This is a genomic window from Helicobacter pametensis ATCC 51478 (assembly GCF_000518225.1).
Lineage (GTDB): Bacteria > Campylobacterota > Campylobacteria > Campylobacterales > Helicobacteraceae > Helicobacter_G > Helicobacter_G pametensis.
Genome location: NZ_JADE01000009.1, coordinates 65,029 through 89,635, shown reverse-complemented (window position 1 = coordinate 89,635; position 24,607 = coordinate 65,029). Strand labels below are relative to the sequence as shown.

The 24,607-nt window shown below is 40.0% G+C and carries 21 protein-coding genes and 1 riboswitch; of the genes, 6 read left to right on the top strand and 15 right to left on the bottom strand.

Annotated features, from left to right (window positions below; translation table 11 throughout):
• The first annotated feature begins 43 nt into the window (after positions 1–43).
• The 4 genes from T391_RS07790 to T391_RS07780 all read left to right on the top strand — a co-directional run bounded on the left by T391_RS07790 (position 44) and on the right by T391_RS07780 (position 4,438).
• Positions 44–946 (top strand): alpha-2,3-sialyltransferase, encoded by a 903-nt coding sequence (locus T391_RS07790; RefSeq protein WP_051420565.1) that lies wholly within the window; start codon positions 44–46, stop codon positions 944–946.
• Between the two features lie 144 nt (positions 947–1,090).
• Positions 1,091–2,497 carry an alanine/glycine:cation symporter family protein gene (locus T391_RS0103115; RefSeq protein WP_034583649.1) on the top strand — a complete coding sequence of 469 codons (1,407 nt, stop codon included), beginning with the start codon at positions 1,091–1,093 and terminating at the stop codon, positions 2,495–2,497.
• Positions 2,498–2,633: 136 nt separating this feature from the next.
• Positions 2,634–3,467, top strand: a complete 834-nt coding sequence (locus T391_RS07785; protein WP_051420564.1) for an alpha-2,3-sialyltransferase — start codon at positions 2,634–2,636, stop codon at positions 3,465–3,467.
• Complete coding sequence (locus tag T391_RS07780) at positions 3,464–4,438, top strand: alpha-2,3-sialyltransferase (RefSeq protein ID WP_051420563.1); 975 nt, start codon at positions 3,464–3,466, stop codon at positions 4,436–4,438. Before T391_RS07785 ends, T391_RS07780 begins: the two co-directional genes overlap by 4 nt.
• A gap of 50 nt (positions 4,439–4,488) precedes the next feature.
• On the opposite strand, the gene T391_RS07775 is transcribed toward T391_RS07780, so the two are convergent.
• Together T391_RS07775 and T391_RS0103095 are read right to left on the bottom strand one after the other, a co-directional pair.
• Positions 4,489–5,832: a nucleobase:cation symporter-2 family protein gene (locus T391_RS07775; protein WP_051420562.1), complete on the bottom strand. Its 1,344-nt coding sequence runs from the start codon at positions 5,830–5,832 to the stop codon at positions 4,489–4,491.
• Positions 5,833–5,841: 9 nt separating this feature from the next.
• Positions 5,842–7,971: a TonB-dependent receptor gene (locus T391_RS0103095; protein ID WP_027327112.1), complete on the bottom strand. Its 2,130-nt coding sequence runs from the start codon at positions 7,969–7,971 to the stop codon at positions 5,842–5,844.
• Positions 7,972–8,009: 38 nt separating this feature from the next.
• Positions 8,010–8,113, bottom strand: a riboswitch (TPP riboswitch).
• An 87-nt stretch (positions 8,114–8,200) separates the two neighbouring features.
• Here T391_RS0103095 and ftnA point away from each other — a divergent pair.
• Positions 8,201–8,692, top strand: coding sequence for a non-heme ferritin (gene ftnA / locus T391_RS0103090; RefSeq protein ID WP_027327111.1), 492 nt, complete (start codon positions 8,201–8,203; stop codon positions 8,690–8,692).
• Between the two features lie 300 nt (positions 8,693–8,992).
• Here ftnA and T391_RS0103075 read toward each other — a convergent pair whose 3' ends face one another.
• From T391_RS0103075 to T391_RS0103020, 12 genes are all read right to left on the bottom strand, one after another.
• Positions 8,993–12,649: a phosphoribosylformylglycinamidine synthase gene (locus T391_RS0103075; protein WP_199769584.1), complete on the bottom strand. Its 3,657-nt coding sequence runs from the start codon at positions 12,647–12,649 to the stop codon at positions 8,993–8,995.
• Positions 12,649–13,896, bottom strand: coding sequence for a phosphoribosylamine--glycine ligase (gene purD / locus T391_RS0103070; protein WP_027327109.1), 1,248 nt, complete (start codon positions 13,894–13,896; stop codon positions 12,649–12,651). Before purD ends, T391_RS0103075 begins: the two co-directional genes overlap by 1 nt.
• A gap of 16 nt (positions 13,897–13,912) precedes the next feature.
• Positions 13,913–15,085, bottom strand: coding sequence for a phosphoribosylaminoimidazolecarboxamide formyltransferase (locus T391_RS0103065; RefSeq protein WP_027327108.1), 1,173 nt, complete (start codon positions 15,083–15,085; stop codon positions 13,913–13,915).
• A complete protein-coding gene (locus T391_RS0103060; RefSeq protein ID WP_034583645.1) occupies positions 15,085–15,783 on the bottom strand; it encodes an IMP cyclohydrolase in 699 nt (232 codons plus the stop codon). The genes T391_RS0103065 and T391_RS0103060 overlap by 1 nt, the downstream gene beginning before the upstream one ends.
• A complete protein-coding gene (purN, locus tag T391_RS0103055) occupies positions 15,767–16,366 on the bottom strand; it encodes a phosphoribosylglycinamide formyltransferase (protein ID WP_027327106.1) in 600 nt (199 codons plus the stop codon). Before purN ends, T391_RS0103060 begins: the two co-directional genes overlap by 17 nt.
• Positions 16,360–17,382 (bottom strand): phosphoribosylformylglycinamidine cyclo-ligase, encoded by a 1,023-nt coding sequence (purM, locus tag T391_RS0103050; RefSeq protein ID WP_027327105.1) that lies wholly within the window; start codon positions 17,380–17,382, stop codon positions 16,360–16,362. The genes purN and purM overlap by 7 nt, the downstream gene beginning before the upstream one ends.
• Positions 17,383–17,384: 2 nt before the next feature.
• Positions 17,385–18,794 (bottom strand): amidophosphoribosyltransferase, encoded by a 1,410-nt coding sequence (gene purF / locus T391_RS0103045; RefSeq protein WP_027327104.1) that lies wholly within the window; start codon positions 18,792–18,794, stop codon positions 17,385–17,387.
• Positions 18,794–19,519: a phosphoribosylaminoimidazolesuccinocarboxamide synthase gene (gene purC, locus T391_RS0103040; protein ID WP_027327103.1), complete on the bottom strand. Its 726-nt coding sequence runs from the start codon at positions 19,517–19,519 to the stop codon at positions 18,794–18,796. The genes purF and purC overlap by 1 nt, the downstream gene beginning before the upstream one ends.
• Positions 19,519–20,019 (bottom strand): 5-(carboxyamino)imidazole ribonucleotide mutase, encoded by a 501-nt coding sequence (gene purE, locus T391_RS0103035; RefSeq protein ID WP_027327102.1) that lies wholly within the window; start codon positions 20,017–20,019, stop codon positions 19,519–19,521. The genes purC and purE overlap by 1 nt, the downstream gene beginning before the upstream one ends.
• 78 nt (positions 20,020–20,097) lie before the next feature.
• Entirely contained in the window at positions 20,098–21,195 is a 1,098-nt protein-coding gene (locus T391_RS0103030; protein WP_027327101.1) for a DUF354 domain-containing protein, read from the bottom strand.
• Positions 21,196–22,341, bottom strand: coding sequence for a glycosyltransferase family protein (locus T391_RS0103025; protein WP_027327100.1), 1,146 nt, complete (start codon positions 22,339–22,341; stop codon positions 21,196–21,198).
• 29 nt (positions 22,342–22,370) lie between these two features.
• On the bottom strand, positions 22,371–23,369 hold the full coding sequence (locus tag T391_RS0103020; RefSeq protein ID WP_027327099.1) for a glycosyltransferase: 999 nt from the start codon (positions 23,367–23,369) through the stop codon (positions 22,371–22,373).
• A 129-nt stretch (positions 23,370–23,498) separates the two neighbouring features.
• On the opposite strand from T391_RS0103020, the gene T391_RS0103015 reads away from it, so the two are divergent.
• Positions 23,499–23,918 (top strand): hypothetical protein, encoded by a 420-nt coding sequence (locus T391_RS0103015; RefSeq protein WP_027327098.1) that lies wholly within the window; start codon positions 23,499–23,501, stop codon positions 23,916–23,918.
• Here T391_RS0103015 and T391_RS07770 read toward each other — a convergent pair.
• The gene (locus T391_RS07770) at positions 23,909–24,607 is read right to left on the bottom strand and encodes a hypothetical protein (RefSeq protein ID WP_051420561.1); all 699 of its coding nucleotides are present in this window, start codon (positions 24,605–24,607) and stop codon (positions 23,909–23,911) included. The genes T391_RS0103015 and T391_RS07770 overlap by 10 nt on opposite strands.

Here is a 24,607-nt window from a genome sequence, read left to right as displayed (position 1 = left end):
TTTTATGGAAATGAAATTTTACAAAGAAATATAAGGATCATCAATGAAACCCATCATCATCGCAGGAAATGGCCCAAGCTTAGCTCAAATTGATTATTCTCGTTTACCCAAAGATTTTGATGTATTTCGCTGTAATCAATTTTATTTTGAAGATCGATATTTCTTGGGCAAGAAGATCAAGGGAGTGTTTTTCAATCCAGAAATTTTTAAGGAACAGTGCTTTACTTTGCGTCATCTTAAGGAGAGGGGGGAGTATGAGGTTGAGGATGTGTATTGTGCAAGAGCATTTGATGATCGATATTATGAAATGGATTTTTTCTTTCCCTTTGTCAAAAATACTTTTGAAGCTTTGCAGTCTTTGCCAGATTTTCTAGAGCTTGATCGTTTTTATCGTTGTTATTATCGTAAGTGGCCAACAGCTGGGATTGTGATGCTTTATACTGCATTGGCTCAAGGTTACAAAGAAATCTATCTAGTAGGGATTGATTTTTATGAAAGTGGACAAACGGACTATGCTTTTGAGATAAAAAATAAAAATATAGGAAAAATTATTCCTAATTTTAATAAGGAAGAAATTTCTCAACCCCATACAAAAGAAGTTGATCTAAGCTTCATCCAACTCGCTCAAAAAATGGATGGAATCACCCTCTATTCTCTCTCTCCCTCTAGTCCGATGAGCAAATTTATCCCTCTAGCCCCCCCCCCTATAGAGAAAACTTCATTTGATGTCTTGGAAAAACCTCAGGGTTACATCTGCGATTTGGTCGAATTGCCACAACTAGAAACTGATTCTAAGTCGATCCGCGTGCGTATCAAAAATATTTTGCATCAAAATCATATTGAAAGTATAAGAGAAAATATTTTCTACATCTTTGCTAGGGATTTTTGGTTTTGTTGTAGGGCAAGCTTCGTTCTCCTAAAAAATATTTTCAAGATTCTAAAATAAGCACAAAATCCAGCTTGATTTATTTTATTTGTAAAGAATTTTTTTACTTATTTTGCAATAGAGCTTTGTATTTTCCTATGAGATTGGCTAAACTAAAAGGGCTAATGAAGCGAAACTATATTTGACATTAAAAAAGGAGAAAAGATGGAGCAAATGGTTGAACTATTGGGATCTGTGAATAGTTTTGCTTATGGTTATTTTCTTGTGGGATTATTGATCCTTGCAAGTGTGTTTTATAGCTTTAAGCTCAAATTCGTGCAGCTCACAATGCTTAAGGAAGGATTCCGTGTCATTACAGAGAAGCCTGATGGCAAGAATGATGCGTTGAGCTCTTTTCAGGCTTTGGCTATTTCTGTGGCTTCTCGTGTGGGGATTGGGAATATTGCAGGGATTGCTGTAGCTGTTGCTTTGGGTGGATCTGGTGCTGTATTTTGGATGTGGGTGATGGCATTTTTTGGAGGAGCAAGTGCATTTGCTGAGAGCACTTTGGCTCAGATCTATAAAAGTCATGATGGAGATGGATTTAAGGGTGGCCCTGCATACTATATGCAAAAAGCACTCAATCAGCGATGGCTTGGGATTCTCTTCGCGATTGCTTTGATCTTGACATACGCATTTGGATTTAATGGATTGCAATCCTATACGATGACTTCAGCTTTTGCGATGTATTATCATAGTCCTCTTGAATTTGAGCAAAGTCATTGGACTGTTGTGATTGGAATCTCATCTTCTTTGGTTGCAGCTCTTTTATTTTTTGGTAAGAGTTCATGGATTGGAAAGGTCAATGCCTATGTTGTGCCAGCGATGGCTTTGTTTTATATTGCATTGACTTTGATTGTGACTTTGATGAATATTCATATGCTTCCTGCAGTTTTGTCTGATATTTTTGCCAAAGCCTTTGATTTTGAGGCGATTTTTGGTGGATTTGCAGGGAGTGCAGTGGTGATTGGAATCAAGCGAGGTCTTTTTGCGACAGAGGCAGGGATGGGATCTGCTCCAAATGCCGCAGCATCTGCTCATACAAGCCATCCTGTCAAGCAAGGATTGGTTCAAGCGATCAGTGTTTTGATCGGTGTATTGATCTGTTCAAGTACAGCATTTTTGGTTCTTTTTTCTCAAGCTTATGTTGAGGGTGGAAGCACAGCCTTACCATTAGTCCAAAAGGCGATGGGAGAATATTTTGGTCCTTTGGGATTGCATTTTGTTAGTATCGCTGTTGTGTGCTTTGCTGTGACTTCTCTTTTGGGGAATTATTACTACGCTCAAGCCAATATCAAGTATCTCACAGATTCTAAGCTTGTGATGTGGATATTTAATGCATGTGCTGTAGCTATGGTTTTCATCGGATCACAGATGAATCTCAAGCTTGCTTGGGAATTGGCTGATGTGTTGATGGCTGTTATGGCGACATTGAATATCATTGCTATTTTATTCCTCACACGCATTGTAAAAATCACACTTGATGATTATCTGATGCAGAGAAAGAGTGGAATTGAGCCTAAATTTGATCCAAAAAAGTTAGGGATCAAAAATGCAGAGTGCTGGGAATGATAGATTGATTTCCAATCAGCCTCCTTACCTTTACTAGATCGCGTGGCTTTTGCCACGCATCCCTCTTCTCCTTTTGACATTTATTGATTTTTAGCAATCGTATCAATATAATTTTGATTTGATTCAAAGGAGATCAATGAAACCCATCATCATCGCAGGAAATGGCCCAAGCTTAGCTCAAATCGATTATTCTCGTTTACCCAAAGATTTTGATGTATTTCGCTGTAATCAATTTTATTTTGAAGATCGATATTTCTTGGGCAAGAAGATCAAGGGAGTGTTTTTCAATCATCGTTTGATTTGGGAATTTTTTTTCACTATGAATCAGATTAGACAAAGGTATGAATATGAAATCCAGGATTTGTATTCTTGTCTATCTCCTTTTGATTGTGAAAAAGAGAGTTTTGAGTATTTTAAAACATTGAAACATTATTTCCCTACGGTTATTGATTTCTACCCCTATTTAAGGGAATATAAAATGATTTATGAGCAAATTTTGCATTGGTATCTATATGAAAAAAAATTTTTAAATATGGGAACCTATATGCTTATCACTGCATTGGCTCAAGGTTACAAAGAAATCTATCTAGTAGGGATTGATTTTTATGAGGGGAGGGATTATGCATTCAATATGAGTGGAAAGAAAAATTTATATCTCAAAATCCCTGCTTTTGAAGAGGGATATACAAAGATTAGTGCTCATAATCAGAGCTTTGATCGTGCGATAATTCAAATGATTCAAAATCTAAATCTTTGCACCCTCTATTCCCTCTCTCCCTCTAGTCCGATGAGCCAATTTATCCCTCTAGCCCCCATTCAATCTAGTGTCTTTAGTGTTTTGCAAAAACCAAAAAATTATATTGATGATTTGCTTATCCCTGATTTGTATCCACTGTATAAAAAGGATAAAGTCAAAAATCAATCGATTCTGTCTAAAATCAAGTCTTTATTTTCTAAGGATCATCAATGAAACCCATCATTATCGCAGGAAATGGCCCAAGCTTAGCTCAAATTGATTATTCTCGTTTACCCAAAGATTTTGATGTATTTCGCTGTAATCAATTTTATTTTGAAGATCGATATTTCTTGGGCAAGAAGATCAAGGGAGTGTTTTTCAATCCACTTGTACTCAAAGACCAATACTTCACATTGCATCATCTTAAGAAGAGGGGGGAGTATGAGGTAGAAGATGTGTATTGCAATATTATGATGGGAAAATGGGATCGAGAGTGGGGCAATGGTAGTTCTAAAAATTTAGAATCTGAGCTCAAATATGATTATCCTAGTGTAAAGAGCACATATCCATATTTAGAAAAAATGAAAGAATTTGATGCATTATTGAAGTTTTATGCGCTTTATTATAATTTGCGCTTTACAAGCGGGATCATGATGCTTATCACTGCACTAGCTCAAGGATATAAACAAATTTATCTGACTGGACTTGATTTTTATGAGGGAGAGAGATATGCCTTTGAAATCAAGGGAGACAAAAGGATCAACCAAAGGATCCCAGCCTTTAATCAAGAGGGATTCAAAGATAGTGTTCATACCAAAAATGTCGATGTGGAGGCTTTGAAACTTGCGTTGAGTTTGGAGGGAGTAGAGATGCTAGCACTCTCACCAGATTCTCCTTTGTGTGAGATTGTTCCCTTGGCTCCAAAGGTGGGAGGAGAGTTTGAGGTTTTGAGTAAGCCGGAGGGTTATATTTGTGATTTTGTAGAGCTACCTGTTTTAAAAATTGATGATTCTTCATCTGCTGTTTCTACCCCTACTCCTATCCCCCCCCCCCATAGTCATGATGAATTATCTGATCAAACAATCCAAGAAGAGGGAGATTGCTCCAAGCAACTTGATTGTCAGGCTGATCATCGATTCTGTTGTTTTTATCAAAGGTTGTTTCAAAAGTTTGTTTCGATTATAAAATCTTCAAATAAAAGCTAAAACAAGACATCAAAATCGCTCCCAGTTTGGCTGATGCTTTGAGGGCGAGTTTATTTCAATACTTTTTCATTTGGCAAGATAAGATTAAGTATGATGGCACAAACTCCTCCAGCAGCGATTCCTGAAGAAAATAGGGTTTTGATCCAAGTGGGCATAAATTGCAAAATCTCTGGATGATTGCTGATCCCAAGTCCTACTCCAAGTGAGAGAGCGATGATGAGAATTGATCGTCGTGATAGATTGTCTTTGGAGATGATTCTCACACCTGTCGCAGCGATTGTTCCAAACATCACAAGAGTCGCTCCTCCTAGGATTGGTTCAGGGATTTGGAGAGTGAGGTTGGCAATCAGAGGAAAACTCCCCAAGATCATCAATAAAAAAGCGACAAAATAGCCCACATATCGACTTGCAACACCAGTTAAGGCAATCACTCCATTATTTTGCCCAAAGCATGAATTGGGAAAAGTATTGAAAAAAGCTGAAAGACAAGAGTTGATCCCATTGGCAAGCACTCCTCCCTTTAGGCGCTTGAGGTATTTCTCTCCTTTGATGGGTTGGTTGCTTACCTCAGAAGTGGCTGTGATATCTCCAATTGTCTCAAGTGAGGTGACTGCATACACAAGGATGAAAGGCAGGATCAATGTATATTCGATGCTGAATCCATAATGAAGGGGAGAGGGCACAAAAAAGGTCGTTTCACCCAAAGAGAGATCAAAGCTAAAATTTTCAAAACTATAAGCCAAAAGTACTCCAATTAGGATGGCGATAAAGATTGATGAGATGCGAATATAGGGATTTTTGAAGAGATTGAGAAGAATGATGAGGATGATTACACTGCAAGCGAGGAAAAGATTCTCAAAGTTGCCAAAATTTCCTTGCTCTATTGCTCCATATCCTCCCCCAGCACTGATCAATCCGACATTGATCAAGCTCAATCCAATGATCAAAACAACGATACCAGAAACTAGAGGAGAGATGATTTTTTTGACAAAGGGAAGGATTTGAGAGATGAGCATCTCTGTGATGGAGCAGAGCATAAGTGTCCCAAAGATCGCTCCAAGCATCGCTTCATTGCTCATTCCTTCATTTTTCAACACCAAACCACCTAGGATGATGGGAGAGACGAAATTGAAGCTTGTTCCTTGGATGGAGAGAAGCCCTGATCCAATGGGGCCTATTGTGTGGATTTGCAAAAGTGAGGCAATCCCTGAGGCAAAAAGTGACATAGAAATAATGCGCGCTGTTTCTTGCTCACTGATCCCAAGTCCTTTGCAAATCAAAAGGGCTGGGGTGATGACGGCCACAAACATTGCTGCTAGATGCACGAGGGCACAAAAGAGGGATTTGAGAAATGGAGGCTTGTCCTCTAGATTATAGATCAGTTCATGTTGCATGGATTTCCTTTAGTAGCGATAGGCGAATTTTATCCCAATATTGATCGGGTTGCCAGCACTATAGGCTTTCCCATTGCCATCCCAAAGCACGCTTGTGGCATAACGAGAGTTTGTAAGATTTTGTGCAAAAAGTGTGAGTTCATAGTGTTTGAAAAACTCATAGATAAGGCTGAGATTCCAGATAGCAAAGGCTTTTTGGATGAGATCAGTTTCTCTATTGAAATCATCAAGAAAATAAGAAGTGGAAAATGTGAGCAAATTTGCCAAGGTCAATCTATGATCCTGCTTTTTGAGCAAATAAAGATCAAGCCCAGCACTAAAGCTAAATAATGGGGAGAATCGTGTACGAAGTCCCCTCACATCATAATGGCTTGCATTCCCGCCAATGATCAGCTCTCCTTTATTTTTAGCATCATTAGCAAAGCCTGAATATCCGAGATTTGCATTGATAAATGAAGACAAAAATACATTGCTATAGCCAATCTCTGCATCCAACCCAAAGGCATAGGATTTTCCGATATTTGTGATGCTTTTGTTGTATCCCTCACCCACATAGGCTTGCGTATTGGTGCGTAAAATTCCATAAAAAGAGGTATGAAAACTGAGCGTATTAAAAAACATCGATCGATTCCCAAGCTCTAGAGAGTAGATTTGCTCCTGTTTATAGGGAATCGTATCTGTATCAGCAAAGGGGAATTTTGAGAATCCTCCTGGCTTGGAAGAATTGGAGAGTTGCAAAAAAATCTGATGATTTTGAGTGAAATGATAGGCGATATTGATCCTAGGGTTGATTGCATGGAAAAATGCAGAATCTTTATAGGGTTGCATCAATGGCATCATGGGAGGAAGTGGGGTATCAATAGAGGAGTGAAAGAATTGATAGCGTAAGCCTAGATTGAAGCTCCAGTTTTGATAGGGGATGAAAACATCTGCATAGAGTGCTGCCGTATTGACTGTCTCAATCGCCCTCCAAGTGCCATTGTAATAAAGAGGAGGTTCTCCTGTTCCATCAGCGCCTCCAGAGGCACTTCCTGTGGGAACATTGTCCATCCCATTATCAAGAGAGAAAAATTTGTAATAAGCTCCAAAGATACTTTCAATCCCATGAGAATATGTGGTGTGGAGCTTGAGTTCTTGGATGAATTGCAAAGTGTTGTAGTAGTTTCCATCTTTGCTTTCATTTTGGACAAAGATTCCAGGATAGCTATTGCCTAGAGTGTCTGTTTTTTGAAAGGCGCTGATTGAGGTGAGTGTGGAATCAGGGAGGAAGTATTCCATCTTGAGATGAGCATTGTGAGCCTCTAAACGATTGAAGGGATTTTTGTTGAAGATTTTGTTTTGAATACCACTTTGATACTCTTCATAGCCACTGATTTGCTCACCGGTTTCAAATTTGAGAGAATCAAATTGTGATTTTGAGAGGAAAAAGTCCTTATGAGTGAGGGTAAAGTAATAGCCATAGTGTGCAGAGATAAGGAAGGATTCTGTGGGGAGATAGTAGAGGGTCGCACCTGCTAAGACACTATCTCCATCATTGAGCATTTTTTGAGTTTGAGGATCTTTGAGATATCCATTGTCGTGGATGTAGCGCACATTGGCCTTTCCCCATAAGCGATTTGGGATTAGATTCCATCCGATATGGCCTTCCAAATCTTCTTGCAAAAATGAGACCATCGTAGAGACATATACATAGTTTCCAGAGAGCGGGCTTTTGGTCTCAATCTCAATCAATCCTAGAGGCGCGTTTTCGCCATAGAAGAGTCCTTCTGCTCCATTGACTAGGCGGATAGATTCTACATCTCCTAGGGTTTGAATCATAATATTTGGGCTTTGGGGAACACCATCGACATATAATCCCAAAACATAGGAATAATAATCTGGTCCTGTGACGCCCCTTAGAGTGATCATCGGAAATGTATCGCTCCCTTGGGGATAGATTTTGAGATTGGGGAAAAAGTTTCCTAGCGATGAGGTGGAATTCCATGAGTTTTTTTCGATCACAAAACTTTTAAGCGTTTGAGAACTTTGTGATGCTTGTGCTTTAGATTTGTATTGTGGAGCTTTGATTTCTATCATCTCCAATGTATCGCTAGCTATAAGCGAGCTAACTAATAATGAGAAATTGCATAGTTTTTTCATAACTTGTCCTTTTGTAAAAATGACAAGTGAGGGGGGTGAAAAAGAGGTTCTAGCGTTCCCGACGCTGGCATTACCCAGATCCGGTTCGGTCTAAGCTCACAGCTTACTCTCAGCCTATTTATAGGCTCCCGTCACTTGAGGGGAAGATTTTACAAAAATTTTAAGGTCAAAAAAATTTTATTTTTCTCATTTTTGTAATATAATTGAGAAAATATCAAAGGAGGAAACAATGCTGTCTAGAGAAGTTATTGAAAAATTGAACCAACAAATCAACAAGGAAATGTTTTCAGCACACTTGTATCTCAGTATGAGTTCTTGGTGCTATGCTCAAGGTTTTGATGGGGCTGGAGCATTTTTGTTTGCACATGCTGATGAAGAAAGTGCTCATGCCAAAAAACTCATCACCTATCTTAATGAGACAGATTCCAAAGTGGAGCTTGAGGCGATTGAAAAACCATCGGGGGAATTTGCTTCATTGATTGATGTGTTTGAAAAAACATATGCACATGAACTCACAATCACACAATCTATCAATGAGCTTGTGGATTTCACACTCTCTTGCAAAGATTATCCGACATTTAACTTTTTGCAATGGTATGTGAGCGAACAACATGAAGAGGAAGCTCTCTTTAGAGGAATTGTCGATAAGCTTAAGATGGTCAGTGATAGCGGAAATGGCTTATATCTAGCTGACCAATACATCAAAGGATTGATTAAATAGATCCTAAAAAGGGGGAGGGATTTTATCCATAAGGCAATCTTTGCCCCCCCCCCTTTTTACTCTCTTTGCTTTCTTGTTTATTTTCTTATTTTTTACTTGGATTTGATGTCCTATGGAATCCACACCACAAACATAAATGTCCTGTCTCATATCGCATCTCCCAGATTCCTTAATCAGCCAATGATTGACTGATTTTTTTGATCGATTTTGAAATCAAGACTAGATCTCAACCTTTCTGTGGCATTCAAACAATTGATCAAAAATTCACAGACACACCTAGGCAAGGTGTAGAGAGAGGGGTTATCCAAAATATCCTACTGCTCCCTCAAAGATTCTCATCTCAAAATTACCTGTGATATTTTTGTAGAGATTTTTTCCTACGCGTTCTGTGTGCCCCATTTTGCCAAACACTCTTCCATCCTTTGATGTGATACCCTCAATTGCATAGATTGATCCATTGGGATTGAAATCAATATGACCAGAGGGATTGCCCTCAAAATCAACATATTGGGTAGCGATTTGTCCGTTTTGGATGAGCTCTTCAAGTATTTCTTGTTGAGCATAAAATCTTCCCTCACCATGAGAGATAGGCACAGAATAGATCTCTCCAATTTGGGTTTGAGAAAGCCAAGGAGAGGAGTTAGAGCAAACTTTGATATTCACAATTTTGGATTGATGTCTCAAAATCGCATTGTGCAAGAGAGTGGGGTGTGAAGGGAGAGAGGGAGTGACTTGCCCAAAGGGAAGGAGTCCGAGTTTGATCAAAGCTTGGAATCCATTGCAAATCCCACCTATCAAGCCATCTTGATGATGCAAAAATGTGCTCAGTGTATCTTGTATCAAGGGATTGGAGAAAAAGGTCTTGATCATTTTGGCTGATCCATCAGGCTCATCACCTCCAGAAAATCCTCCAGCAAGAAAAAGGATTTGAGCATTTTTGAGAGCTTGTTGCATATTGTGAAGAGATTCTTTAAATCCACTATCAGTAGCAATCACCAGAGTCTCTACTTCAGCCCCCGCTTTTTCAAAGGCTCTTTGTGTGTCATATTCGCAATTCGTCCCAAAAAACACAGGGATCACAACGCGTGGCTTGGCATATTTCAAATTTGCCTGCAAGATTGGGTGTGAGTGTGGTGGGATGGGAGGGCATTGGATGGGTTGTGAGATTTGAGTTTTATACACAGATTCCAAAGGTTGCTCATAAAGTCTCAATAATTCCATTAAGGAGAGTTTTTGAGATCCCAAAGCAATCTGTGAGATCATAGTCGTGCATCCAAGTTTGATCCCTATATCTAGCTCTTGAGTTGCCTCAACGATAAAGGATCCATAACATTGAGTAAAGATCTCTTCATTCTTGATGTGATCTGCAAACTCAAAGCCGATGCGATTGCCTAGGCACATTTTCATCACTGCCTCTGCCACTCCCCCATAAGTGGGCGTGTAGGCTGAGATAATCTTTTTTTGCTCGATAAGTTTGGAGAGAGGATGAAAAATCTCCTCTAAATCACAAGGGAGTCCAAACTCATCAAGTCTAGGTTTGATCCAATATACAAAGTGATTAGGAGCTTTGAATTCTGGTGAGATAAGAAGAGAGCTATCAGAGGAGCTAAAAGCAAAAGACACAAAAGTGGGTGGAACACTTAGTTCTTCAAAACTTCCACTCATCGAATCTTTTCCTCCAATGGCGCAAATACCCAAGCGTTTTTGAGCCAAAAATGCACCAAGCAAGGCTGCTAGAGGTTTCCCCCATTTGCCCTCATCTTGCTTTAGGCTTTCAAAATATTCTTGAAAACTTAGATAAATCTCTTCAAACTTTGCCCCACTTGCGATGAGCTTGCATACGGATTCGACCACTGCAAGATAGCCTCCCCTGCATGGATCTTGCTCGCACAAAAAGGGATTCATTCCATAAGAGGCGATAGAGCAAGTTGTCGTCTCTTCAAAAGGAATTTTATGAGCCATAGCCTGAATAGGTGTAGCCTGATATTTCCCACCTAGAGGCATAAAAATCGTATTTCCTCCAATGGTCGAATCAAATTTTTCTACAAGCCCTTTTTGAGAGCAAACATTGAGATCTTGAGCTAGGTTTTGATAGTCTTGGATGAAATCAAAAGATCTAGATTTGGGAGTTTTGGGCTTAGCAATATGAGCCTTGGCAAATTTTGTGGCTCCATTACTTGCAAGAAGCTCTCTAGAAATACAGACAACCACTTCATCAAAATATTTCATCCTCACATATCCATCATCACTCACTCTTGCAATGGGGGTGCTTTGAAGTTTCTCTGCATCAGCAAGAGTTTGAAATCGCTCTAAATGCTCAGGAGCAATCAAAACCGCCATTCTCTCTTGAGATTCACTGAGTGCAAGATCAAAGACACTCAATCCTTCATATTTGCATGGGATCTTATCTAGGTCAATCTCCACACTTTCTGCAAGTTCTGGGATGGCGATACTCACTCCGCCTGCACCAAAATCATTGCAACGCTTGATTAGGCGTGTGACTTCTTTGTTTCTAAAAAAGCGTTGGATTTTTCTCTCTTGTGGAGCATTGCCCTTTTGCACTTCTGCTCCACAAAGCTTTAGAGAATCAATATGATGAGATTGGGATGAGCCCGTCGCCCCTCCACAGCCATCTCTCCCTGTCTCTCCTCCAATGAGTAAGATGATATCCCCCTTTTTTGGAGTTTGTGTGATGATATTTTCTTGAGGAGCTGCTCCCAAAACTGCTCCAAGCTCTAGGTGCTTGGCTTTGTAACCTTCATGATAAAACTCTTCTACCATTCCTGTGGCTACACCGATTTGATTGCCATAGGAGCTAAATCCATCAGAAGAAGAGAGGGCAATTTTTCTTTGAGCAAGCTTGCCCTCTCGTGTCTGCTCAATTGGCTCAAGGGGATTTGCACTTCCTGAGATTCTCATCCCTGCATAGACATAGCCTCTTGCTGAGAGTGGATCTCTGATGGCTCCACCAATGCAAGTAGAAGCCCCACCAAAGGGTTCAATTTCTGTGGGGTGATTATGGGTTTCATTTTTGAAAAACAAATAATAGGGCTTATCTCCTTGGGGTGTTTTGACTTGGATGGAGAGGGTGCAGGCATTATTTTCCTCTCCTTGGACCAGAGAGGAGAGTTTGGGCTTGAGATAAGAGCTCATAATGGTGGAGAGATCCATCAGGGTGATGGGTTTTTTCCACTGAAGCTCTTCTCTGATTTGAAGATAATCTCCATAAATCTTTTGAGCTAGAGAATCTTCAAAGCTCACTTCTGTAATATGTGTGAAAAATGTCGTGTGTCGGCAGTGATCTGACCAATAGGTGTCGATGATTTTAAGTTCTAAGAGATTGGGAGTCTTTTTTTGATTTTTGTAATGCTTTTGAATGAGCAATAAATCATCTACATCAAGACTTAAGCGATGTGCTTGAATGAGAGGTTTAAAATCCTCAAGTTCCAAAAAATCATCCAAATTGGGAGGAGATGTGAGAGTAGATGGGGTTTGCAAAGGCGTCTTTTGATGGCTAGAATCTAGCTGGACTTCCTGTGTTTCAAGGGGATTGATGAGATAGGAGAGGATTTTTTCTCTCTCTTGTGCTGTGATGTGTCCATAAAGCTTAAAAATCTTGGTGTGCTTGATGTTCAAATCTTTGCCCAAAAGCATTTGAAGACATTGTTTAGCCGAATCGCTGCGTGGATCGAACTGCCCCTCTTGGATTTGGATTGCAAAATATGCATCACAATCATCAAATGCAAGTTCATTGAGCACCTCATCCACCTGTGGCTCTGATAAAACAATCTCTTGAGCTTTGATAAGATCTTGAGGAGATATATCATCGATCCTATATTGATTAATAATGGCAATTTGTCTGAGATGAGGGAGAGATAGAATCTCTCTTAACTCTTCCAAAAGATGCTGTGCCTCAAAATCAAAGCCCTTTCTTTTTTGCACATAAAACTTATGCATCATTCCACTTCTCCTCCAATATCTGTGCGACAATAACTCCCCTCAAAACTGATTTGAGAGATTTTTTGATAAGTTTGTTCTCTTGCATCTTGAAGTGTTTGAGCTATCGAAGTTACGCTCAAAACTCGCCCTCCAGCATTAAGGAGCTGTCCTCCCTCTTCTTTCACTCCAGCAAAGCAAATCTCAAATGTCAAAGGATAGGTGATGGGGTAGCCTGTTTGAAATGCTTTAGGATAGCCATTTGAAGCCAAAACGACGCAACAAGAAGCCTGTGAGGCAAAGATCACTTGCTCTTTTTGGAGTGTTTGGTTGGCACAACTTTGCATAATCTCCAAGAGATCGCTTTCAAGCAGAGGGAGAATGGTTTGGGTTTCAGGATCGCCAAAACGGCAATTGTATTCAATCACCTTGACTCCATCTTTGGTGAGCATCAGTCCAAAATACAAGCATCCCCTAAAATCCATATTTTCCTCTTGCAATCCTCTAAGTGTGGGGAGAAAGATTTTTTCCATACATTCTTGCTCGATCTCTTTTGTGTAGTATGGATTGGGGGCGATACAGCCCATCCCTCCAGTATTGAGCCCCTCATTCCCATCAAGAGCTTTTTTGTAATCCATTGAAGACATCATGGGCACGATGGTTTTACCATCACAAAAAGCAAGGATGGAAGCTTCCTTACCCTCCAAAAATTCCTCAATCACAACTTGCTTCCCACTCTCTCCAAAAATTTCTTCTTCCATCATCTCTTTTAGGCATTGGACTGCTTGATCTAATGTATGAGCGATCACCACCCCTTTGCCAAAGGCCAAACCATCGGCTTTGATCACGATTGGAAAAGAGGCAGTCTGCACAAACTCCATCGCCCTAGAGACAGAATCAAAAGTCCAAAAATTGGCTGTAGGGATAGAGTGGCGTTTCATAAAATTCTTAGCAAAAATTTTACTTCCCTCTAGGATTGCTCCACTTTTTCTTGGACCAAAGCAAGCAATCCCCGCATCTTCCAAAACATCCACCATCCCAGCGACCAAAGGATTATCAGGTGAGACAATCACAAAATCAAGTTTTTGCTCTTGAGCAAATTTCAAGACCTCTTCATTGCGTGTGATGTCAAGATTCACACACTTTGCTTCTTCTCTCATCCCTGCATTCCCAGGAATGACAAAGAGTTGAGAAATCTTTGGATGATTCTTGATTTTTTTGAGAATCATATGCTCTCTTCCCCCACTTCCAATGATTGCAACTTTCATATTTTCTCCTTTCTCTTTAATGATGAAATAATCGTGTGTGAGTAAAAATCATAGTGAGATTGTGCTGATTGCAAGTCTCAATCACTGCTTCATCTTGCTTGGATCCCCCACTTTGAGCGATATAAGACACCCCACTTTTGAGTGCACGCAAAATATTGTCAGAAAAAGGGAAAAACGCATCGCTTCCTAAACTCACTCCTTTGATTTTGGAGAGATATTCTTTTTGTTCTTCTTTTGAAAATTCAGGGAGTGGAGAGCTGAAAAAGTCTTGATAAGAAGGGGGAAGTTCATGATGGATGTATTGATAGATGAGATTGTCTTTTGTCGGGCGTTTTAGAGAATCTACAAAGGGGAGAGAGATAACTTTGGGATGTGATCGAAGATGCCAAAAATCAGCCTTATCCCCTGCAATCTTTGTGCAATGGATGCGTGATTGCTGTCCTGCTCCTACTCCGATTGCTTGTCCTTCATAAGTAAAGCAAATGGAGTTAGATTGAGTGTATTTGAGGGTGATAAGCGAGAGCAAAAGATCTCTTTTGGCTTGAGGGGGGAGAGTTTTGTTTGTTGTGACGATGTTTTGAAGCATTGAGTCATCAATCTTGATTTCATTGTGATCTTGCTCAAAAGTAATGCCAAAAATCTCTCTCTTTTCAATCAAAGATTGAGGAGAGTAGTTTTCATCGATTTGGAAGATATTGTAGGAACCTTGGCGTTTTTGCTTGAGGATTTCAAGAGCTTTGGGTGAGTAGTTGGGGGCAATGATCCCATCTGAAACTTCTTGAGCAATGAGCAAAGCTGTGATTTCATCACACTCATCACTTAAAGCAATAAAATCTCCAAATGAGCTCATACGATCTGCTCCTCTTGCTCTTGCATAGGCTGTGGCAATGGGAGAGGAGTTGAGGGTTTTGAAATCTTGTAAGAAATAAGCTTGCACTAGCTCATCAGAGAGAGGATGAGCAAGAGCTGATGAGGTGGGACTGACATGTTTGAATGAAGTCGCACAAGGGAGATTTGTGGCTTCTTTGAGCTCTCTAACAAGTTGCCAAGCATTCAGTGCATCCAAAAAATTGATATAGCTTGGGGAACCATTGAGCACTTTGATGGGAAGATCATCTTTGTTTTCCAAAAAGATTCTGGCATGTGTTTGGTTGGGGTTACATCCGTATTTGAGTTTGATTTCTTGCATTATTTTTCCTTGGAGTTAAAGATGAGGGTTTGAATCTCTTGGGTGTGGAGGTGGATACATTGAGTGCATAGAGCGACTTTATATTCTGCATCCAAGCTATCCCAAATAGAGGAGGAAAATTCATCAAAATCAGAGGGAAGATCAAGCACTTTGGGCTCTCCCTCAAAAGAGGGAAGAGGATCTTTATCATCAATATAGGTGTGAATCAAATGCCCAATCCCTGCCAAACTCTCATATTCATAAAAAAATCTAGCACAGCTTCCATGGAGAGATTTGAGGAGGCTAAGCTTGTATGTGGGATGAGGGGAGAGAGTGAGAATGGCACTAATTCTTGGCGTGAAGTGTGGGGCATCGGGCTCAAATTCTCTTCCTCTTAAGGCTTCCTCAAAGCTTTGATTATCTTCAAGGGCTTGGAGGATACTCTGAGTTTGATCGCCATTAGTGATAATGACTTGATGACCAAAATGCACAAGTGGAGGATAAAAAATCAGTGAAGCATCCTCAACTTTTGAAGGATCAAAAAAATCAATCTTGACATCATTGCCTTGGCTATAAAACACTCGATTTTGACTATTTGGACTGCGTCCCATCAAAAAATAAGCCAAAAACATCTGATCTCTTTGAGGGTTTAATCCTATGATGATTCCGCGTCCCAAATAGCGGTGAGTCATCAGAGCTGATTTAATGGAGAGTTTCATGTTGTTCCTTTGTGAGAATTGAATCGATAAGAAATTGCACTGCTTGAGGGAGGATACGATGCTCCACTTGCGCGACTTTTGTTTGCAGAGATTGAGGGGTTTCATCTTCTGAGAGATTGATGGCTTCTTGGGCGATGATTTTGCCACCATCAACGATTTCATTGACGAAATGCACGCTTGCTCCACTGACTTTGGCTCCATACTCTAAAACTGCTTCATGCACTCTCATTCCATAGAATCCATCACCACAAAATGCAGGAATCAAAGAGGGGTGGATATTGATGATTTTATTGGGGAAATGCGAGATGAAATCAGCACTTAAGATCAGCATAAAACCAGCCAAGACGATGCAGTCAATATGATGCTTTTGCATGGCTTTGAGAATCTCAGATTCAAACTTTTCTCCGACTTCTTTTTTGTTGATGCAAATGTGTGCGATATTGTGATTTTTGGCTCGCTGAAGTGCGTATGCAGATGGATTATTGGAGAGGACAAGGGCGATTTTGCCTTGGTTGAATTGAGTGTTGAGTAAAACCTCAAGATTGCTTCCATTGCCTGAGGCAAATACGGCAATGTTTAGCATAAATAGATTCCCTCTTCCTTGATGACCTCACCTATCACATAAGCCTCTTCCCCATAACTTCTAAGAAGCTCCAAAGCTTGATTTGTCTCACTTGGATTGATCACAAGTGTCATTCCAATGCCCATATTAAAAATCCCAAACATCTCTTGCTTTGCAATCCCTCCCTTTTGGCTCAAAAAGTCAAAAATAGGCAAAATTGGGAAAGAGCTAAGAGTAATCTTTGCTCCAAATCCTTGTGGCAAACTTCTTGGGAGATTTTCATAAAACCCACCCCCAGTAATATGCGCTACAGATTTGATAGTAATCTCTTCAAAAAGCTTGAGCACAGATTGGACATAGATTTTTGTAGGAGTGAGGAGGATTTCCCCGATTGTTTTGTTTTGAAATGTATAGCTAGAGGGATCAATGGCTTGATCTTTTAGGATCTTTCTCACCAAAGAAAAGCCATTGGAATGCACTCCACTTGATGCGATTCCAATGATTTTATCTCCTTCTTGAATCTTTGATTTATCAGGTATTTTGCTTTTATCCACAATGCCTACACAAAACCCTGCGACATCATATTCATCTTTGGCATAAAATCCTGGCATCTCAGCAGTTTCTCCACCTAAAAGTTGGCAGCCTGCCTGCACGCAACCCTCTGCAATGCCCTTCACGATGTCAGAGACTTTTTGGGGATAGTTTTTATCTAGCGCGATGTAATCTAGAAAAAAGAGGGGTTTGGCTGCAGAGCACAAAATATCATTCACGCACATTGCCACACAATCAATCCCAATACTTGAGTGAGAATCAAGCAAAAAAGCAAGTTTGAGTTTCGTCCCCACTCCATCTGTTCCACTCACTAAAATGGGCTCTTTGATGGAGCCAAGCTGCAAGGGGAAAAGCCCTCCAAAATCTCCAATTGTGTTGATTGAGTTGTTTTGCTGTGTTTTGGTGATGTGTTCTTTGATCAAAGCAACGGATTGATACCCTGCATGGACATCCACCCCAGCTTTTTTGTAAGAATTTTGATTCATAGTTATCCTTGTTCAAATTTATTTTTTTGTGCAATCGATGGAGTGGAAGTGGGATAATCTCCACTAAAGCAAGCATGACAAAAGCCCGCACAACCTTCAAGCATATACTTCAATCCCTCCATACTCAAATATCCCAAGCTATCAAGCCCAAGATAATCTTTGATCTGAGAGAGGGAGTATTTGCAGGCAATGAGGTTTTCTTGAGAATCAATATCTGTCCCATAGAAGCAAGGGTGCATAAAAGGAGGAGCTGACACTCTCATATGAATCTCTCTAACCCCGCTTTCTCTTAGAAGTTTGACAAGTCTTAGCGTTGTATTGCCCCTGACAATGGAATCATCAATCAGCACGATTCTCTTATCTTGGATGTTGGATAAGATGGGATTGAGTTTGAGCTTGAGTTTTTCGATCCGTTCTTCTTGGGTGGGAGAAATGAAGGTTCTAGCGATGTAGCGGTTTTTGACAAATCCTACACCATAGGGGATTTTTGATTCTCTTGCATAGCCAATGGCAGCATCAATCCCAGAATCAGGCACACCAATCACAAGATCAGCCTCGATGGGATGAGATTTGGCAAGGAATTCTCCAGCCCTTATCCTTGCTTGATGAATACTTTTGCCATCAAAGATAGAATCTGCTCTTGCAAAATAAATATACTCAAAGCTACAGATTTTGGGTGGGACTTGATTGCAATATGTTTCAATGCTTTTCACTCCCTCATGACTAAACACCACAATCTCTCCAGCTCTAATCTCTCGGATAAATGTCGCACCAATTGCATCTAAAGCTGTGCTTTCTGAGGCGATGATATAAGTTCCATCTTGCATCTGCCCATAGCAGAGTGGACGGAATCCATGAGGATCACGCAAAGCAATGATCTTGCTTGGGCTCATCAAAAGCAGAGAATAAGCTCCCTTGAGAAGTGGGATGGATTTCTCTATAGCTTCTTCTATAGATTGAGTTTGAAGTCTTTGTTTGGTGATGATATGAGCGATGACTTCTGTATCGCTTGTTGTGTGAAAGATGGAGCCCTGAAGTTCTAACTCTTCGCGTAATTCATAAGAATTCACAAGATTGCCATTATGTGCTACGGCTAGAGAGCCTTTGATGTGATTGACAAGGATGGGTTGTGCATTTTGACGATTGTTCCCCCCAGTGGTGCAATACCTCACATGAGCAACACATAGATTCCCCTGTCCTAATTGACTTAAGATTTGAGGAGTGAAAACTTCATGAACTAGCCCAACATCTTTGTAGTGTTTGAAATTCCTATTTTGACTGATGGCGATGCCACAACTTTCTTGCCCTCTGTGCTGAAGTGCTGATAAGCCATAGTAGGCAAGCGAACCGATCTCAAGATCGTTTTTGGAAAAGATTCCAAAAACTCCGCATTCTTCTTTGATCTTTTGCATTAGTTTGAGGCTTTGGAGAGGATTTTGTGCAAAATAATTTCATAGGCTTCTACAACATCACCCAAATCTTCTCTGAATCGATCTTTGTCAAGTTTTTGTTTGGTTTGAGCATCCCAGAAGCGACAGGTGTCAGGAGAGATCTCATCTCCTAGACAAATCTTTCCATCTCCATCTTTGCCAAACTCAAGCTTGAAATCCACAAGCAAGATTCCCATAGAGGCGAAATAATCTGAGAGGATTGAGTTGATTTGAAGTGTGAGGGATGAGATGGCTTGGATTTGCTCTTGGCTTGCAAGCCCAAGGGCTAGGATATGATCTTGATTGATCATAGGATCACCTAGTGCATCATTTTTATAACAAAACTCTAAAATTGGGGTTTGAAATTGTTCTCCTTCTTTGATTCCAAGGCGTTTGGTGATAGATCCTGCGGCAAAGTTGCGCACAATCACTTCAAGGGCAAACATCTCAAGTTTTTTGACCAATGTTTCATTGGAGGAAAGCTCTTTGATGAGGTGAGTGGGGATTGCAGATTTGTGGAGTTCTTGCATCAAAAGATTACTGATGCGATTATTGAGTGCTCCTTTGCCCTCCAATGTGTCTTTTTTGACTCCATTGAAGGCGGTGGCATCATCTTTGTAAGAAACGATAAATAGATTTGGATCTTGAGTGGAGAAAACCTTTTTGGCTTTTCCTTCATAGAGAAGATTTTCTTTTGCTGGTGTCATCATTGCTCCTTTTTATATTTAAGATTGATCTCCTTGTTGTCTTTGAGTATTTTTTCTGCATTACTTTGGCGCTTCTCTTTGAGCTTCAAAGAGAGGGTTTTGTCATGGATGGCAAGCATTTCAATGGCTAGTAATCCTGCATTTTCAGCTCCATTGATTGCCACGCAAGCCACAGGGATGCCACTGGGCATCTGCACGCTTGAAAGCAGAGAATCCATGCCTCCAAGATCACTTGTCTTGATAGGTAGGGCAATCACAGGAAGAGTTGTCAAAGACGCAATCACACCAGCCAAGTGAGCTGATTTTCCCGCTGCTGCAATGATGACACCAAAATCATTTTGTTCTGCTTGAGTTGCTAGGGTTTTGACTTCTTCTGGAGTTCTGTGAGCTGAAAGAATATGAACTTCAAAATCAATTTGAAATTCTTGGAGTATATTGATGCATTTCTCAACGATCTCAAGATCGCTTTTGCTTCCCATAACCACAGCAATTTTTTTCATTCTAAGTCCTTTGCGTTGATGATTTTTACTTATTTAGAATCGCTCTGGTTTTCGGGCGAAATTGTATCAAAAGGGCGCTTATTTGGAGGATAAAAATTCTTTGATTTGCCCATAAATTTTCTCAAATCCTGCTTCTTCTTTTTCAAAAAATTTAGTTTGAGGGTTTAGTCTTCTTGGGCTTTGGGGATCAAAATCTCTTAGTGTCTTTTGAGCGAGTTTTAGCACCTCTTGAGCATTTGTAGCATGCTCCATCAAGCCATTTTCCAAAAGATAAATATCATGAAACAAAAAGAGTGATCGCGTAGAGATAGTGGGGATCCCAAGATAACAGCTCTCTAAATTCATCGTCCCTCCTCCCCCAATGAGCAAATCAATGTAGGGATAGAATTCACTTGGCTGAAGCTTTTCTTCTAAAATATAGATATTTTTAAGAGATCCAAAATCTTCTCTAAGCTCTTCGCTCTCATATCTTGGCATCACGACAATATTGGCATCCAAATGCTCTGAAAGCAGAGCCAAGCTTTCATAAATCACAGGAAGTTTTTGCTTGACATAATGAGCCTTGTATTCTTCCTCACGCACCAAAATCGTGGGCAATGCAAGATCCAATCCAAACTTTTGCCTAAAATCTTCCCCATTTTTTAGATCTTTGAGCCATAGTGCCACATCGATGAAATCATAGGAGATGCAATGTTTTTCATCCACTCCCATGGAGGTGTAGCAAATCTTTGGAACAACAAAGGGGTAAAACACAAGAGATGAAAGCGGAAGCGTGAGGCGAGAGAGAATCGTCACAGAATCCAAAGAAAAAATATGTCCAGCAATGGGTGTATCAGCAAAATTCACCACAGGGATTCCTAGCCCATAAGCAGTCTGAACCCCCTCCACGCTTGCTCCTGTGATAAAAAGTCTAGGAATCTCTTTAAAAGTGTGAAAAAGCTCTAAAAATCCCCTTTGCCTCTCAAGCCTTGCTTGAAATTTGCCAAGCTTACTGCTTCCGCCATAACCCCCGATTTTATAAGCTTTGATTCCAAAAAGCTCAAGTAATCTTAAGCATTCACTATAGCCCTCACTCTCCCTTGTAGTCACAAGCACGCAATCAAGCTCTTCAAGCCTAGGAATCAACCCTTTGAAAAAAAGCACATATTTGGGATCAGTGATGTCTAGCCAAATCATTTACTCTCCTAAAAGTGAGGAAATCAGAGAGAGGATTTTAGCTTGATTGCTTGAGAGATTGAGAGAGTGGGAGGCTTTGTGAGCGTGATTTTTGAGTGTTTTGATGGTTTGCACATCAAGGGAGTTGAGAAGAGAAATCAAACTTTGGGTCTCAAAATCTTTAGAGCAGATTCCAAGATGATGGGATTCTATGATGGGTTTGAGTGAGGGTAGAGGTGTGGCAATCACTCCAAGACGAGCTTGAATGTATTCAAAAAATTTATTGGGCAAAGCATGAGTGTTGTTAAATCCATTGGGTTTGAGTGTGATTAGCCCTAAATCAAAGCGATGCGTGAAAGGGATGATCTCTTCTAGGCTCACAGGAGGCAAGATAGAGATAGAGGGGATTTGCTGGGCTTTACTTACAAAAGATTCTAAGAATCTAGGATGATTGCTTAGAGCAATGATGTTGAGATGCAAATGAGAAGCAAGAGAAGAGCCGATCTCTAAGAGGTTTTCGCTCTCTCTATCTGCACTAATAAATCCATGATAGACAAGCTCAATGCGTGGATTTTGCGTTGGCTTGAGATCAAAAAAGGGAGGAAGGGAGAGAAAAAGCTCACATTCTAGATCATAAGATTCTCTATAGCGCTGCTTTAGCCCTTCACTCACGGTGAGTGCCATATCCACTTGGTGCAAATAAGAATCGCACAAATAAGAGAAAAATCTCCCAAAACTCTCAAGCCAAGAAGGATCATTTTCATACTCGAGCGGATAAAACTCACGCAGATCAATCATAAGTTTGACATCTGGATAGCTCTCTTTGTAAGAGAGTGCGATGGGGAGCAAAACAAGATCTTCGATGATTAAAAGATCAAGATGTGGGGTGGAGAGGAGTTGGTGTTGCAAAATTAGACGATTGGGCGTAAAGATGAGAGGGTGAAATTCTTGGTTTTTGAGTGCAGATTCTAGTTCTTCTTGTTCTTTGGGGGTGCGATCTTTGGCACTTTTGAGCGGAGGGAAGGCAAAGCTTTGCATTCCTTTAATATCTGGACAATTCACTCCAAAGACAAAGAGAGAATGATGATTTTTGAGCATCTGAATCAGACGATGAGGACGAGGACGCGTGAGTGGATTGCTGTCACATAAAATGGCTACGTTTTTCATTTTGTTCTAATTGCTCCAATGATTCTAAATCAGCAAGATTTTAAGATAATGGTTTTCATTTTTTTGAGTTTTTGGAAAGTTTTGGGAGCAAATCGTATGAGGATAATTTTTAAACTCCAATATTTAAATCGTTTTAAATCTTTCCTAAAATGATTTTGCTCATCAAGTTCAAAAAGACAATGATAAGCCATTGGAAGATAGAATTTGCGGATTTGTTTTTGTAAAAGTTTTGTATGCAATGGAAATTTTTCTAATTCTTCTATGGTTTTAATCCAGCTTTTGAGATTTAAAATTTTGCGTTCTTGTGTGATGTGTTTTGGGCGTGTAATGCTATTTGTGCTATTGACTTGAGAATAAAGATATTGATCCAAAATGACAATTCTCTGTGATCTCAAAAACAAAAAAGTTCCAAAACAATGATCTTCATAAATAATGCCTTCAATGAATTTAAGTTTCAGAGATTGAAAAAAATGATAATCAATGATAGATCCCCAAACAGAGTGAAAATAATTCTTTCTCGTTTGTTTCAAAACCTCAGCTCCATCTAGCACTTGATTTTTGCTCACTTGTTCAAAGATTCCAAAGTCGCTTCTGATTTTTGCTCCATTTTCTTCGCATCGATTTATTCCAAAGCATACAATTTGAGCCTGATGTCTTTGAAGTTCAAGAAGTGACTTTTCAATACAGTCACACTCCAAATAATCATCACTATCAACAAAACTTAGAAAGTCAATCTCTATTGGGGGGGGGGGATAAGAAGAGGATAATTTTCCTTCCAAAAAGCTCAATCCCTTGTTTCTAGCATGACTTAATCCCCCATTTTGCTGATCGATTAGCATAAAGCGTGAATCGGTCTGAACATATCTTTGTGCGATTTCTTTGCTTTGATCTGTGCTTCCATCATTGATCAATACAATGAGTAGATTTTGATGCGTCTGCTTTTGTAGGCTCTGCAAGCATCGTTCAAGATAATTTTCTACATTATAGATTGGGACGATGATTGCGACTTTTGGGAATTTAGAGATCATTGTTTTCCTTTGAGCAAAATTGATGATGATATGGTAGGACAATCTTGATTTTGGGAGTCAAAAATAGCATTGTAATGTGTGAAATTTTGGATAGATAATGAATGATTAAATGAGTTTTAAGGAAAGGTGATGCATTTTTTCTGGTTGTGTGTACATTTGGTGTGTGCGATTATTTTTGTAGGGTATGTGTTTTTTGATGTTTGTGTATATCCATTGGCTTTAAAAAAACTTGACAAAGAGCGGTGTGAGAGCGTGAAAAAAGCTTATATGAGGGGAAGTGTTTTTATTTTTGCGGGGATCTTTTTGGGATTATTGCTTAGTGGGGTGATGCTGGCAAGATTTTATGAGTTGAGTTTGGATACTTTGTTTGGATGGTTTTTGCTTCTCAAATTGGGGGTTTTGGCTTTGATGTTTTTGCTTGGGGCATATTCTGTCTTTTTTGTCGCTGTGCTTAAAAAACCCGATCCATTTAAAGGGAAGTCGCATATTATTGCTTTGGTGCTGTGTTTGATCATCGTGGTTTTGGCAAAGGCGATGACTTATTTTTGATCACATGAGGTCACATATCCACTTAAGGGTGTGATGCAAATGCTTAGAGATTCTCTTCCTTTGTGAAGTGTGATTTTGTAGGGTTTGCTAATAGGGCGAGGGGATTTCCCACAATAAGGCACTCCAAGATCATCAAAATAGATCCTCCCCCCATCTCTCTCTTTGCAAAACTCATCGCGATCAAATGTGATTTTTTCTACCCCAAATTGCTCTTTTAGGCGAACTGATGGAGAGGTATTGTTCTTGCAATAGTCTGAGACATTGGTGTTGTTGTATCCGCTGAGGCATTGATTGTTTGTAGGCTCAAGGGCGATGAAATCTCCACTCATTGGGCGCCCATCTAGATCTGTTGTTTGTGCATATCTTGGTGTGTCGATGTAGATGCTATAGCTATTTTGAGTGTAGATCCCACTTGTGTGAAATTGGATTTGCCACATTGTGGGGTGCGTGATGAGTTTGTTTGGGTTGATGGAGGGGGAGAGTGAATGGGTGATGGTAGTGGAGGTGAGATTGGAGAAAAATCTTGAATCTCTTAGAGCGAGTGTTTGTGCAAGGATGATGTCGGCTTTGAGGGATTGGATGGCTAAGATGAGTGGAGGTTGGGGTTGGAATCCCAATCCAAGGATCAGGGCAACCCCAATAATCAAAAGGGCAAAAATAGATTCCAAAAGACTAAAAGCTTCTCTCAT

Bases quoted from the DNA above. Each gene is read 5' to 3' on its own strand.
- T391_RS07775 (WP_051420562.1), bottom strand. From the start codon at position 5,832: ATGCAACATGAACTGATCTATAATCTAGAGGACAAGCCTCCATTTCTC.
- T391_RS0103075 (WP_199769584.1), bottom strand. From the start codon at position 12,649: ATGCATAAGTTTTATGTGCAAAAAAGAAAGGGCTTTGATTTTGAGGCA.
- T391_RS0103030 (WP_027327101.1), bottom strand. From the start codon at position 21,195: ATGATTTGGCTAGACATCACTGATCCCAAATATGTGCTTTTTTTCAAA.
- purD (WP_027327109.1), bottom strand. From the start codon at position 13,896: ATGAAAGTTGCAATCATTGGAAGTGGGGGAAGAGAGCATATGATTCTC.
- T391_RS0103015 (WP_027327098.1), top strand. From the start codon at position 23,499: ATGCATTTTTTCTGGTTGTGTGTACATTTGGTGTGTGCGATTATTTTT.
- T391_RS0103115 (WP_034583649.1), top strand. From the start codon at position 1,091: ATGGAGCAAATGGTTGAACTATTGGGATCTGTGAATAGTTTTGCTTAT.
- purE (WP_027327102.1), bottom strand. From the start codon at position 20,019: ATGAAAAAAATTGCTGTGGTTATGGGAAGCAAAAGCGATCTTGAGATC.
- T391_RS0103020 (WP_027327099.1), bottom strand. From the start codon at position 23,369: ATGATCTCTAAATTCCCAAAAGTCGCAATCATCGTCCCAATCTATAAT.
- purC (WP_027327103.1), bottom strand. From the start codon at position 19,519: ATGACACCAGCAAAAGAAAATCTTCTCTATGAAGGAAAAGCCAAAAAG.
- T391_RS0103025 (WP_027327100.1), bottom strand. From the start codon at position 22,341: ATGAAAAACGTAGCCATTTTATGTGACAGCAATCCACTCACGCGTCCT.
- purN (WP_027327106.1), bottom strand. From the start codon at position 16,366: ATGCTAAACATTGCCGTATTTGCCTCAGGCAATGGAAGCAATCTTGAG.
- T391_RS07780 (WP_051420563.1), top strand. From the start codon at position 3,464: ATGAAACCCATCATTATCGCAGGAAATGGCCCAAGCTTAGCTCAAATT.
- T391_RS0103060 (WP_034583645.1), bottom strand. From the start codon at position 15,783: ATGAAACTCTCCATTAAATCAGCTCTGATGACTCACCGCTATTTGGGA.
- T391_RS07785 (WP_051420564.1), top strand. From the start codon at position 2,634: ATGAAACCCATCATCATCGCAGGAAATGGCCCAAGCTTAGCTCAAATC.
- purM (WP_027327105.1), bottom strand. From the start codon at position 17,382: ATGAATCAAAATTCTTACAAAAAAGCTGGGGTGGATGTCCATGCAGGG.
- T391_RS07790 (WP_051420565.1), top strand. From the start codon at position 44: ATGAAACCCATCATCATCGCAGGAAATGGCCCAAGCTTAGCTCAAATT.
- T391_RS0103095 (WP_027327112.1), bottom strand. From the start codon at position 7,971: ATGAAAAAACTATGCAATTTCTCATTATTAGTTAGCTCGCTTATAGCT.
- T391_RS0103065 (WP_027327108.1), bottom strand. From the start codon at position 15,085: ATGCAAGAAATCAAACTCAAATACGGATGTAACCCCAACCAAACACAT.
- T391_RS07770 (WP_051420561.1), bottom strand. From the start codon at position 24,607: ATGAGAGAAGCTTTTAGTCTTTTGGAATCTATTTTTGCCCTTTTGATT.
- purF (WP_027327104.1), bottom strand. From the start codon at position 18,794: ATGCAAAAGATCAAAGAAGAATGCGGAGTTTTTGGAATCTTTTCCAAA.
- ftnA (WP_027327111.1), top strand. From the start codon at position 8,201: ATGCTGTCTAGAGAAGTTATTGAAAAATTGAACCAACAAATCAACAAG.